General features: G+C 68.5%; 13 protein-coding genes. 2 read left to right on the forward strand and 11 right to left on the reverse strand.

Going from position 1 to position 12,151, the window contains the following annotated elements:
- Positions 1-36 precede the first annotated feature (36 nt).
- From OG300_RS06295 to OG300_RS06340, 10 genes are all read right to left on the reverse strand, one after another.
- The gene (locus OG300_RS06295; RefSeq protein ID WP_405493064.1) at positions 37-378 is read right to left on the reverse strand and encodes an iron chaperone; all 342 of its coding nucleotides are present in this window, start codon (positions 376-378) and stop codon (positions 37-39) included.
- Positions 379-461: 83 nt separating this feature from the next.
- Positions 462-1,139, reverse strand: coding sequence for a hypothetical protein (locus tag OG300_RS06300; RefSeq protein ID WP_405493066.1), 678 nt, complete (start codon positions 1,137-1,139; stop codon positions 462-464).
- 546 nt (positions 1,140-1,685) lie between these two features.
- Positions 1,686-2,201: an alkaline phosphatase family protein gene (locus OG300_RS06305; protein WP_405493068.1), complete on the reverse strand. Its 516-nt coding sequence runs from the start codon at positions 2,199-2,201 to the stop codon at positions 1,686-1,688.
- A 644-nt stretch (positions 2,202-2,845) separates the two neighbouring features.
- Positions 2,846-3,793, reverse strand: a complete 948-nt coding sequence (locus OG300_RS06310; protein WP_405493070.1) for an ABC transporter substrate-binding protein — start codon at positions 3,791-3,793, stop codon at positions 2,846-2,848.
- Positions 3,794-3,879: 86 nt separating this feature from the next.
- Positions 3,880-5,049 carry an LLM class flavin-dependent oxidoreductase gene (locus tag OG300_RS06315; RefSeq protein ID WP_405493072.1) on the reverse strand — a complete coding sequence of 390 codons (1,170 nt, stop codon included), beginning with the start codon at positions 5,047-5,049 and terminating at the stop codon, positions 3,880-3,882.
- A complete protein-coding gene (locus tag OG300_RS06320) occupies positions 5,046-6,176 on the reverse strand; it encodes an LLM class flavin-dependent oxidoreductase (RefSeq protein ID WP_405493074.1) in 1,131 nt (376 codons plus the stop codon). The genes OG300_RS06315 and OG300_RS06320 overlap by 4 nt, the downstream gene beginning before the upstream one ends.
- Positions 6,173-7,195: an ABC transporter substrate-binding protein gene (locus tag OG300_RS06325; RefSeq protein ID WP_405493076.1), complete on the reverse strand. Its 1,023-nt coding sequence runs from the start codon at positions 7,193-7,195 to the stop codon at positions 6,173-6,175. Before OG300_RS06325 ends, OG300_RS06320 begins: the two co-directional genes overlap by 4 nt.
- A complete protein-coding gene (locus OG300_RS06330; RefSeq protein ID WP_405493078.1) occupies positions 7,192-7,932 on the reverse strand; it encodes an ABC transporter ATP-binding protein in 741 nt (246 codons plus the stop codon). Before OG300_RS06330 ends, OG300_RS06325 begins: the two co-directional genes overlap by 4 nt.
- Positions 7,929-8,780, reverse strand: a complete 852-nt coding sequence (locus tag OG300_RS06335; RefSeq protein ID WP_405493080.1) for an ABC transporter permease — start codon at positions 8,778-8,780, stop codon at positions 7,929-7,931. Before OG300_RS06335 ends, OG300_RS06330 begins: the two co-directional genes overlap by 4 nt.
- A 1-nt stretch (position 8,781) precedes the next feature.
- Positions 8,782-9,819, reverse strand: a complete 1,038-nt coding sequence (locus OG300_RS06340; protein ID WP_405493082.1) for an NrtA/SsuA/CpmA family ABC transporter substrate-binding protein — start codon at positions 9,817-9,819, stop codon at positions 8,782-8,784.
- Between the two features lie 287 nt (positions 9,820-10,106).
- Between OG300_RS06340 and OG300_RS06345 the strand changes: the two genes are divergently transcribed.
- Entirely contained in the window at positions 10,107-10,862 is a 756-nt protein-coding gene (locus tag OG300_RS06345) for an IclR family transcriptional regulator (RefSeq protein WP_405493084.1), read from the forward strand.
- 147 nt (positions 10,863-11,009) lie between these two features.
- On the forward strand, positions 11,010-11,219 hold the full coding sequence (locus OG300_RS06350) for a hypothetical protein (protein ID WP_405493086.1): 210 nt from the start codon (positions 11,010-11,012) through the stop codon (positions 11,217-11,219).
- A 12-nt stretch (positions 11,220-11,231) separates the two neighbouring features.
- On the opposite strand, the gene OG300_RS06355 is transcribed toward OG300_RS06350, so the two are convergent.
- Positions 11,232-12,101 carry an alpha/beta fold hydrolase gene (locus OG300_RS06355; RefSeq protein ID WP_405493088.1) on the reverse strand — a complete coding sequence of 290 codons (870 nt, stop codon included), beginning with the start codon at positions 12,099-12,101 and terminating at the stop codon, positions 11,232-11,234.
- Between the last annotated feature and the right edge of the window lie 50 nt (positions 12,102-12,151).

The raw sequence follows: 12,151 nt of genomic DNA on the forward strand, positions 1-12,151 counted from the left end.
GGCTGCCCTGTTCCTCGACGGGCCGCCGGACGGCTGTCACTCGCCCCCGAGGGCTGCGCGAATCAGCTCCCGGAATTCCTCGTCGGGGATGTCGGCGGCGGCATCGGCACTCAGCTTGATGGTTCCCTTGCCCGACGCCAGGCGCGGGTGCCGGGCGGAGAAGCCGCCGTCGCGCTGCGGCGAAAGATACAGCGACAGACTATGTTTCCAGGCGCCGACGTTGAGTCGATGGCGACCGACACGGTAGGTGGGCATGCCGTAGGCGATCGTCATCTGGGCATCGGGAAAGGTGTCGAGAATCAAGCTGTGGAGGCGGTCGAACAGCGGCTGGTGCGAGGGGTCGATCTCGTCTCGGTAGTGAGCGACAGCTTCGTCCATGACCCCACAATTGCCGGGACCGATCCGCTGTTCAAGCACCGGGCGAAGCCGAGGCGTCGATGGCTCGGATCATCGCCGGGCGCTCAGTTCGACGGACCCAGGGCGAGAGGCTCGTAGTGGGTGGTGTCGGGCGCGACGTCGCCCGCCACCGGGGAGGCCGCACTGCCCGCGCCGAGCGCGGTGCTGCCGGTGGCGATGAGGGCGGCCAGCCCGGTGCCCGCGCCCGCGGCGAACGGGGCGACCGCCGCGCTGCCCGCGCCGACCCCCGCGCTGCCGGTTCCGGCCAGGGCCGCGAACGGGGCCAGGGCCGTACCCGCCCCGGCGAGTCCGGCACTGCCGGTGCCGAGGGCCGCGCTACCGGTGCCGAGCACGGCCAAGGGAGTGCCGAGTCCGCCGGAGGCGGCGCTGCCGGACGCGCCCAGCGCCGCGCTGCCGGTGCCCAGCGCGAGGGCGGCCGCGCCGAGGATGTCACCGACGGGTGCGGCGGCCGCGCTGCCCGCGCCCAATGCCGCGCTCCCGGTGCCCGCTCCGGCGGCCCACGGTGCGACCGCGACACTGCCGGTGCCGAGTGCCGCGCTCCCGGTGGTGAGTAGCCCGGCGAGCCCGACTCCCGCTGCGGCACTGCCGGTTCCGACGAGTGCGACGGGTTGCACCCGGGTCGCGTCGGCGGTGAAGGGCACTGGCTGAGCGGATGCCACGGCCGCGCCGATCGCGGCCATCGAGCAGGCCAGGGTGAGGATGGTCGTTCTAACTGCCGACATTGTCGAGCGCCTTTCTCGGAGAGGGCCCGCACGGCTTCTCGTCGTGTGGAGAAGCCTGACCCTAGGGCGGATGCACTGTTCCGGCAGCGCATCGTTCGACCGTTTGAGCAACCTGGGGACAAACATAGCTATGAGCTATCAGTGTCTTTTATGTGGACGAATTGTATTGCTGCCGAAACTATTCGAGATGGTTGCTACCAGGTGGAACTAATGTGACTGGTGTGGCGAACGCCGGGGCAACGCATGGTTACCGGGTGGCTACACGGACTGCGCGGCAGTGCCGCAGCACTGGCGCAACCGCTTTCTGAGGCGACCGCTTGCCGCCGCTATGAGTTCGATCACCGGCGGTGCGGTCCACTGCGTCTCGCGTCCGGCGAACCGGGTCCCGACCGCGCGGGGCGGCCGGGACGCGATTGCGCGGATCAGTGATCGCCGAAGTGCTGTGGTTTCATGGAGTTGTCTTTCGCGAGTGGATTTCTCGTTCACCGGGGGAGCGGCCGGAGGTCGGCCCGATCCGCGTGGAGGTGGGCAGGGCCGACGTCCGGGTCACTGCTGGCCGGTGGGAACTTCCAGCGGCGTGACGCCCTCGCTGATCGAGCCCTTGCTGGTGCCGGTATCGGGCAGATCGATGCCGAAGGAACCGGTGTTCGGCGGCGTCGAGCCACCACCGTTGATCACCGACTTGCCGTCGAAATCGGTGCTGCCCTTGACTCCGAGCAGTGCGAGCACCGTCGGGGTGATGTCCACCAGTGAATTGGTCTTGTTGGTGACGCCCGCCTTGAACGACGGTCCGCGCGCGATCAGGAAATTGGCTGTCTCGTCGGCGGATTGCCCGCCGTGCCCGCCGGTCGGGCGATGTCCGTGATCGCAGGTGACCAGGATGTTCCACTTCTCCTCGGGGTGGGCCTTGGCGCGCGCGTCGACCGCGGCCACGATCTTGCCGACCTCGGTGTCGACCCGCTTGACCGCGTCGAGGTATTCGCTCGACGCGCCGCCGTGGCCGTGACCGGCCTCGTCGACCTGATCGAGGTGGTTCACTGCGTGATCCGGATTCGGTGCCACGCAAGAAGATAACGGCAGAGTTGCCAATCTTGCCGATGATGGCCTCGCGTAGCGTCGGAGGATGTTCGCGCCAATGCCTTGCGGACGGTTCGCGAATGCTGTTGCCTGACTTGAGGGTTACCTGTCAACGGGCTCGAACCTCAACTGTCGGGGACGGTTCGGGCTGCCCGGGCCCTCGGTGGCTGCGTACGGATGCCGCACGGATGCTCGGGGTGGGTTGGTGGCCGCCGGGATGGGCTCCCGGCGAAACGTCGCGCACCGACTCCGGAAGTCCCCGCCGCGGCCGAATGTTCATCTCGCGCTTCCCGATGGGGAGTTGCGGACGCGCGCGGTCGATCTTGTGTGCAAACTAGCGCAACGCTAGTAATCCAGTCATCATCGACACCGGTAGCGCCGCTTTCGGCGGTCTCTTCAAGACGCTCGGCGCCGCTTTCGGCGGTATTTTCAACACCCTGTGGACCGGCTCGCTCGGCCGCTAGTCACCCGGATTCGTCGATAGGACGGCTGGCCGACCGCCCCTCGTCAGGGCCGGGAAGCTGTCCGAGACGGAACTCGGCGGAGTGACGCGGTGGGGTCCGATCCGCCGGAAACGGACATGCCCGGCCGAACGGAAGATGTTCGGCCGGGCATGGTGTGTGGACGAGTCAGCCTGCGACAGGCGCGTTTCGGGTCGAGGCGACGAATTCGCCGATCCAGGGGAGTACGGCCGCGCGGATCTCGGGGGTGGTCGGCAGCAGACCATTGGCGGCCAGCAGGTTCGCGGCATGCTGCTGTTCGTCGAGGAAGGACTCCGAGACCGGGTTGATGCCGAACGGGCGGCCACGCAGGGCAGCTTCCCAGGCATCGAGGTCGGCGCTACCGCCGCGCGCGATGATGTCGTCGACGAAGTACTGCGCTGCGGCGCGCGGGTTTTCGGTGATCCAGGCGTCGGATTCCTGGAGGGCGGCCAGGATCGTCCGCAGTGCCTCGGGCTGGGTTTCGGCGAAGTCGCGGCGGGTGAACCACAGCGACGGGTGGCTGAAGACGGATTCGGTGTCGACCAGGGTGTGCAGGTCGGCGGCGGCTTCGATGGCCGCCAGGCCGGGGTAGGCCCCCACCCAGGCATCCAGTTCCCCGTTGAGCAGGGCGGTGCCGCCGTTCACGTCGGTGTCGACGGGTTCGATATCGGCCCAGCCCAATCCGGCCTGGTCGAGCGCGAACAGCAGCAGGGTGGTCTGCCACGAGCCGTGCGCGATGCCGACCCGCTTGCCCTTCAGATCCGCGGCCGATTCGATCCCGCTGCCCGCCTTGGCGACCAGGCGGCCGTTCTCGATACGCGGGCCGGAGATACCGAGATAGACGATGTCGCGGCCATTGGCCAGCGCGGTGACCGGCGGGGTGAAGCCGGTACCGATCACGTCGTAGCCGCCCTCGGTGAACAGCCAGTCCGAATGCAGCGACGGCAGCGCGGTTTTCACGTCGACGCGCGCCGATTCCGGCAGCGTGCGCAGGTCCACCCACTCCACGTCGGGCAGGGTGCGTTCCACGATGCCGCGGTGTCGCAGCACGAACAGCGAGTTGTTGTGCGGGAAGTAGCCGATGCGGATGGCCATGAGAACAGTTCCTTCCGAGAATGATTCAGTGCGAGACGAGCGAGATCCGTTTTGCGGCAGGCGAGTCGGCACGAGCCGGGAACGACTCAGTGCGCCGGTGACAGGGCGGAGGCGGGTTCCGGTGCGGTGAGCCGGGAGCGGCCGAGCAGCGGCAGGACTTCCTCACCGACCCGGTAGGCCTCCTCGAGGTGCGGGTTGCCCGCCAGGATGAACGCGTCCACGCCGAGGTCGATGAGTTCGTCGAGGCGTTGGGCCACCTGCTCGTAGCTGCCGACCAGGCCGAACGCCGGTCCGCCGCGAATCAGGCTGAACCCGCACCAGACATTGGGTTGCACTTCGAGATCCCGGTAGCCGGTGATGGTTTCGGGCACCCAGCCCTGGATGCGCGCGGCCCCGACCGAATCGCCCTGGGCGGCCCGGTTGGCGGCGTCTCGGTCGACGAAGGCCCAGCCCTTGCGGATCTCCGCCCACGCCGCCTCTTCGGTGTGCCGGGCCACGATGTCGATGCGGACCGCGAATTTCGGTGTGCGCCCGATCTTCTCGGCGTGCGTGCGCACCGCGTCGATCTTGGCGCGCAGGTCGGCGTAGGGCTCGAGCCAGGACAGGTAGTAGTCGGCGTGCCGTCCGGCGGCCTGCACGGCGGCCCCCGAGGATCCGGAGAAGTACACCTCCGGGAACGGCTGCCCGGCCAGTCCCGGTGGCAGCGCGGCCCCGTCGGTGCGGAAGAAGCGCCCGTCGTGGGTGTACGGCTGCCCGTCCCACACGCCGCGCAACACGTCGAGGAATTCGCTGGTGCGCGCGTAGCGGTCGTCGTGGGAAACCTTGTCGCCCCACCACAGTTGGGCGGGTCCGCCACCGCCGCTGATGATGTTGTAGACCAGTCGTCCGCGGGTGGCGCGTTGCAGGCTCGCCGACATGCGCGCGGCCTGCACCGGATGCAGGAATCCGGGCTGGAAGGCGACCATGAACCGGTAGGTGCTGCTCTCGCGGGCCAGGGCCGACGCGAACGCCCACGGATCTTCGGTCACCGGGAACGAGGGCAGCAGCCCGCCCAGGAATCCGGCGGACTCGCTGGCCTTGACCACGGCGGCGGCATGGTCGATGTAGCTGTAGTCGTCGAGTGCGCCACGGCGAATGGCGGGCGTGATGTTGCCGGGACCGTATTCGCCCGCGTGCCCGCGGTTGTAGCGGCGCGGGGTGCGCAGCGAGGCGTGATCGCCCTCCATGCCGATGCGCCAATAGATGTCGATGGTCATGCCGTCGTCTCCTGCAGGGTGCGGCCGGTCGGATCGGCCAGGAACAGCAGATGCTCACCGATGCGGTGGGCTTCCTCGATGTGCGGGTGCCCGGCCAGCACGAAACTGTCGAAACCCGCCTGCTCGTAGGCGCGCAGCCGCGCGGCGACCTGCTCGTAGCTGCCGACGAGCCCGATCGACTGCGGGTGGCCCAGCTCGGCGAATCCGGCCCAGCGGGTGTCGCCGAGACTCAGCGACCGTGCGCCCGGTCCGTCGGGATGTACTTCCCGCCACTGTCTTTCGGCCCGCGCCCAGGCCTCGTCCTCGGTCTCACGGGCGATCACCGGCAGTTCCAGTCCGGCGCGCACACGGCGGCCGGTGGCGTCGGTGCGGGCCCGCAGCGCCGCCAGCTCGGCGGTCGGCCCGTCCTCGGATTCGCGGAACAGGTGCACGTCGGCGTGTTCGGCCGAAAGATCCAGCGCCGCTTCGGAAGACCCGGACAGGTACACGTCCGGGAACGGCAGTCCGGACAGGATGCCCCGGAACCCGCCGTCGATGACGTCGTAGTACTCGCCCGCGAAATCGAAGCCGGTGCCCTTGAAACCCGCTCCGGCAACCGGGTTCTCGTTCCACACACCCTTGGCGACGGTCAGGAATTCCGCCGCCCGCGCATACCGCGCGTCGCCGGTGACTCGATCTCCGCGTGCCCGGCTGTCGTCGGCGTCGGTATCCACCGCGAGCCGCCAGCCCAGGCGGCCCGCCGAAAGACGTTGCAGCGTCGATGAAATCTTGGCCGCGTACACGGGAGTGCCGAAGGCGGGCTGGAATTCGACGATCATCCGGCTGTGGCGGGTGGCCCGCAGCGCGCCACCGGCCACGATCCAGGATTCCTCACCCTGCGGGTCGTAGGGTGCGAGCACCCCGTCCAGGCCCGCCAGTTCGGCGGCGTCGATGACCTGGTGCAGGTCGTCGAACGGCCCGAAATGCCCGGGGCGCAGATCCGTTGGGGTGCGGTTGTCCGGTCGCGGCCCGAAGCGTCCGCCCGCCGGCGTGGGGGCCGGATCGCCGAAGCCGCCGCGATGGCGCAGTTCGGGGCGGGCGCGGCGGCCGTCGCCGTGGCTGGGCAGCCGCCACAGGTATTCGGTCATGCCGTGGCTCCGGCGGCGACGAGCGCGCGGGCCTGCGCCAACGGCTCGGGGGCGACCCAGGATCGCAGGTCGAAGTCGGCGGCCAGGAATCCGTGCGTGTAGAGGAACTGCTGTTGCACGCCCAGCAGGTCGATGCGCTCGTCGGACAGTGACGGGTGCAGCCCGCGATGGAAGTCCTCGCCGTAGGCGGCCACGACACCCTCTGGGCCGGAGAGCGTTTCGCGTTGCAGGACGGCACGGACACCGTCGAGGTCACCGGCGGCCCAGTCGGCGGCGCGCAGGCTCTGCGCCAGGAAGCCGATCACCACGTCGGGGCGGGTGTCGAGGAGTTCCTGATGCACCGTGATCGGCCGGGGCGTGCCATTGTTCACGCGCAGTCGCCGAGTGTCGGTGGCGTCCAGGTCGATCGCGACCCGCAACCCGTGTTCCGCGGCGACCTCCTGGGCTCGCGCGCCCTTGACGTACACGGCGTCCACCGTCCCGTTGAGCAGTTCCTCGACACCCCAGGTGATGCTGGTGCGGCGCTGCTGAATCTCGGTGCGCACCTGCGGATCCCGCTCCACCTCGAGTTCGACGACCCGCACGTCGGCCAGTGTCAGTCCGCCCAGGCGCAGCGCCGAGGTGAAGCCGTGCAGTGCCATGGCGCGCGGGAAGCTGCGGGCGCGGTCCTGGGCCCAGGCCGGGATGCCGATCCGCAGTCCCGCCAACTGCGCCGCCGAGGTGACCTGCGACTGCGGGCCGACGAGGATCGCCTGCGATTCGTCGATCCAGGTCAGGCCGATCAGCCGGGTGGGGGAGCCCTGGGCGCGGGCCGCCAGTGCGGGCACATTGCCGCCCTCGCGGATCAGCCCGGACAGTTCGTGGGAGAAGTGGAAGCCCGCGAGTTCCGGTCCGGCGTCTTGCAGCACACCGAATTTCAGGCCGTTGTCCGTCGCGGTCTCGCCCAGCCAGCCGAGGCTGTGCGCGAGGCCGCTGGCGGTCGGGACCGGGCAGCGCGTGTACCAGAGAGTGTCGGTCATGAAGTGCTCCTGTGGTTTTCGGTGTGGCGGCCGACGCCCAGCTGGGCGAGCAGGGCCGCCTGATGGCGCAGGGCCTCGGGGTCGGTGCGGTCACGCGGGCGCGGCAGGTCGATGACGGTGTCGACGGCGAAGCGGCCCCGGTCCAGGACCAGCACGCGGTCGGCCAGGCGGATCGCCTCGTCGACATCGTGGGTGACCATGAGCACCGCCGGGCGGTGCCGGGCCACCAGATCGCCGACCAGATCCTGCATCTGCAAGCGGGTCAGGGCGTCGAGGGCCGCGAAAGGCTCGTCGAGCAACAGCAATTCGGGTTCGCGGACCGGGGCGCGGGCCAGGGCCGCGCGCTGTGCCTCCCCGCCGGACAGGGTCGCGGGCCACTGCCTGGCCTTGTCCTCGAGATGCACCTCGTGCAGGGCCCGCAGTCCGGCCGCGCGATTGTCGCGGGTGCGGCGGCGGCCGATGATCACATTGGCCAGTACGCGTTTGGAGGGGATGAGCCGGGGCTCTTGATAGACGGTGGTGCGGGCGGTGGGCACCAGCACCTCGCCGCCGTCGGGCAGTTCCAGGCCGGTGAGCAGCCGCAGCAGGGTGGTCTTGCCGGTGCCGCTGGGTCCGAGCAGCACCACGAACTCGCCGCGGCGGATGGTCAGATCGATGCCGTCCAGGACCACCTTGTCGCCGAAGGCTTTTCGCAGGCCGGTGATGGAGACGGCGATCGGTGTCTCGACGACGGTCATCGGATGGCCACCTGTCGCCGCCACGGCATGGCGTACTTCTCCACGATCCGCACCAGACCGTCGAAGATCAGGCCCAGTACCGCGTAGAGGACCACGCACAGCACCATGTAGTCGGTGCGGTTGTATTCCTGGGCGAGGGTCACCAGGTAGCCGACGCCCTCGTTGGTGCCGACCTGTTCGGCGGCGATCAGGCCGGTGATGCTGATGGACAGGCACACTCGCAGCGCCATCAGCACGCCGGGCAGCGCGGACGGGAGGATGACCTCCAGCACCAGCCGTACCCCGGTCAGTCCGAAGCCGCGGGCCGCCTCCACGAGTTTGCGGTCCACATTGCGCACACCCAGATACGTGTAGGCGTACATCGGCGCGACAGTGGCGACCGCGATCAGCAGTACCTTGTACATCTCGTCGATGCCGAACCAGGCGATGAACAGCGGCACCAGCGCCAGGAACGGCACCGCCCGCACGATCTGCATGGTCGAGTCGACGAGTTCCTCACCGAGACTGGACAATCCGGCCGCGAAGCCGAGGATCAGGCCGGTGCCGACACCCAGGGCCACGCCCAGCGCGGCACGCGTGAAGGAGGCCAGCGCGAAGTCCGCCAGCTGCCCGCTGCTCGCCAGTTCGGTGAACGCCGACCACACCTTCGGCGGCCCGGCCAGCACCTGCGGGGACAGCGTCCCCGTCGCCGAACCGATCCACCAGGCCGCGAAGACCAGGGCGGGCAGCAGGAAGCGCAGCGGCACCGAAAGCCATGCGGGCCTGCGCTTCTCGATGCGGGCACGCGGCGGCGCGAGCACCGTGCCGGTGGCGGCGACGGTGTCCGCCGGGGCGACGAGGACGGCCATGTCAGCGTTCCTTCAGCGCGGTCAACTGCTCGGGGGTGAGCTTGGACTTCAGGTCGTAGAAGATGTCCGACGCGGTGATGGTGCGGCTGATGACACCGTTGTCGGCGAACAGCTCCACCACGTCGGCGAGGTCGGCGGCATCCGAATCACGGGGCAGGCGTGGGGGAGTGGACTCCGCGTCGACGCGCAGGGCGTCGGCGAGGCGGGCTCCGCTCAGGGCGCGCGGACCCGAGGTCTCGAAGACGTTCTCGGACTGGTCGGGTGTGCTGCGCTGCTGGGCGGTGAGGCCCTGCAGCACCTCGAGGTACTTGGCCGCGACATCCGGATGCTTGTCGAGGATTTCGGTGCGGAACACCACCACCGAGTTGTCCTTGGAACCGATGCTCTTCTCGGTGGCGATCTCGACGCCGCCGTTGGCCTTGGCCTCCTGATACGGGATCAGGAACGAGGCCCACGCGTCCACCTTGCCGGTGGCGAAAGCGGACGCGGCGTCCTTCTGCTGCAACGGAACCCGCGTCACCTTGTCGGCCGGGATGCCCGCCTGAGCGAGGGCCTTCAGCAGGATGTATTCACCCTTGGCGGCCGGGTTCACCGCCACCCGCTTACCCACCAGATCGGCCACCGAGTGGATGCCGGAGTTCGCTGCGGCGATGATGCCGCTCTGGTCCTGCCCGGCCGGATCCTGCACGGCCACAATGCGAACCGCGACATCCTTCGACAGCGCGCCGACCACCGGGCTGAACGCGGCGCCGGAGACGTCGAGCTCCTTGGTGTTGAACAGCTTCAGCATCGAGCTGAAACCCGGTGTGGTGTTGACCCATTCGATGCGCGCGCCCAGCGGAGCCAGGGCCTTGTCGAAGGTGCCTTCCTTCTTGCCGATGGCGATCGGGCCGGCATTGCCCGGGTCCACCACCTTGAGTACCAGTTCCGGTTTCGCCGCGTCGCCGGTGGAACCGGACCCGCACGCGGCGACCAGGGCGACGACGGGGACCAGCGCGAGGGCGAGACGCCAACGGCGCGGTCGGCGCGTGCGAAACATCGTGGGGCACCTCTTCCGAGTCGAGAACCGATCGCGATGTCGATCGATGCCCTGGGACAGTAGGGATTCCGATGCCCGGCGGCGAGGTAATGCTTTCCGAGGATCGGAACGCTTGACAGGTCGGGGTGACAGCGGATATGTCGGTTCCGACCCTGCTGTCTCTATCGAAAGTGCAGCTCTACGAAAGAGTTCTGCTCACGCCGACGCGAACTCCCTTGCGGCCCAGCTTTCCAAATAGTGGAAAGGATCGCCGTTCGGCTGTTTTCCCCCGTGCTACCGTCGCTGCCGTGGAAGCCTCCGGTGTTCAAACCGTCGCCCGTGCCCTGTCGGTGCTCGATTGTTTCCGAAGCGGTGACGAGCGCGGCGTCTCGGAGATCGCCCGCCAGCAGGGCCTCGCCGTCAGCACCACCCACCGCCTCCTCGCAGCCCTGGTATCCGCCGGATTCCTGGAGAAGGACGAGGAATCCAGCCGCTACCGCATGGGCGGCGCCCTCGCCGAATACGGCCAGATCGCCTACCGCCAACACCGCATCTACCTGGCCGAACCCTGCCTGGAACAGCTCGCCAACACCACCGGCGCCAGCGCCTCGGTAGCGATCCGCCACAGCATCCACGCGGTCCTGCTCGGCACCAGCCGCTGGCGCGAAACCGACGGCCACAGCCTCCAGGGCGTCCGACTCCCCTTGCACGCCAGCGCCCTCGGCAAAACCCTCCTCGCCTGGTCCGACACCTCCGACGAAGAACTTCAAGCGCTCCCGTACGACGAGGGCACCGCCCGCTCCGTCTCCGGCCCCACTGAACTCCGCGAAGAACTAACCCGCACCCGCTCCCGAGGCCACGCCTACAACAACGAAGAACTGGACCCCGGCTTCCGCACGATCGGCGTCCCCATCCTCGACCCCACCGGCCGCTGCCGCTTCGCCCTAGGCCTCCGAGGCCCCACCACCCTGATGATCCCCGAACGCCTCCCTTTCCTCATCGAACTCGCCAAGGTGAGCGCCACCGACATAGCCACCCGCTTCGCCACGGCCGCAACCGAATAGGACCGCCTCACGCGGCTGTCGTGACCGATCATCGGAAACCTGCGTGTCGCAGGAATGCTGGGAGTAACTTGCCGGATCAGGTCGAGAATCCGCGTCGTCGACCTGAACTCATCGCCAACCGGCTCAGGCCACACTTGGGAGGTCATCGTGTCAACTGCAGATCGGCTGCGCGCCGAAGGCGAAGCTCGTGGCGAAATGCGTGGGCGCGCAGAGACGGTGCTCGAGCAACTGGCGCTCAGGTTCGGGCCGGTGTCGGTCGCGATATCGGGCAGGGTCCGTGCTGCGGATATCGCGGAGCTGCGCCTCTGGACCGTGCGGGTTCTTGATTCGGACAGCCTTGACGCTGTCTTTGAGTAGCAGCCTCCCCGGTTACTCGTTTGTCCTCGCGAAGTGGGTGAGGAGAGTTTGGGTGACCAGTTCGGGGGCTTCCTCGGGGATCCAATGGGATACGCCGGGGAGCACCTCGAGGTGGAAGGGGCCGTCGACGTATCGGTCGGTCAGTTTTACGCCGGTGTCGAGTACTGCTGTGTCGGCGTCGCTCCAGATTTGGAGTACCGGGGCGGTGACTCGCCCGCGCAGGAGGCGCGGGGAGGAGAAGAGCATGCCTCGGTACCAGTGCAGGCCGCCTCGGGCGATTGCTCTGTCACGCAGGCGATTTCCGTCCCGGCGTGCCATTTCCTCGGACTGGCCGGTCTGGCGGAGCATTCCTCGGAACAGTGGGGTTCGTAGTGCCAGTTCGGGAATCACCGGAAGCTGGAAGAAGTACATGTACCAGGAGGCCAGGCCCTGACGGCTGGTGAGGATCGAGCGGGCGAACGCTCCGGGGTGGGGCACCGACAGTGCCGAAAGTGACCGCACCCCATCGGAACCCGTGATCGCCGCCGCCCACGCTGCCGCCGCACCCCAGTCGTGCCCGACCACATGGGTGGGCCGCCCGATCTCCTCGACCATCGACACCACATCCGCGGCCAACTCGTCCAGCCGGTACTGCCACCGCCATCGAGGAGCACCCGCTCCGGTGCCGCGCAGATCCGGCGCGAAGGTACGAAACCCAGCCTGATTGAGCAGCGCCGCCACTTCGTCCCAACTGCGCGAATCCTGCGGCCACCCGTGCAACAACAGCACCGGATCACCGTCGATCGGCCCGGAATCGACCACCGGGAAGACCAATTCACCCCGGTGAAAGGCGGAAATCCGCCCGGTAGTGCCCGGCTGGGGAACGGTTACATCGGTCGCCATTGACCTGCACCTCTCGTGATTTCAGCAGTACCGCTACAGGCTGTCACACG

Origin of the sequence: Nocardia sp. NBC_00511 (assembly GCF_045161165.1) — a bacterium.
Taxonomy (GTDB): domain Bacteria; phylum Actinomycetota; class Actinomycetes; order Mycobacteriales; family Mycobacteriaceae; genus Nocardia.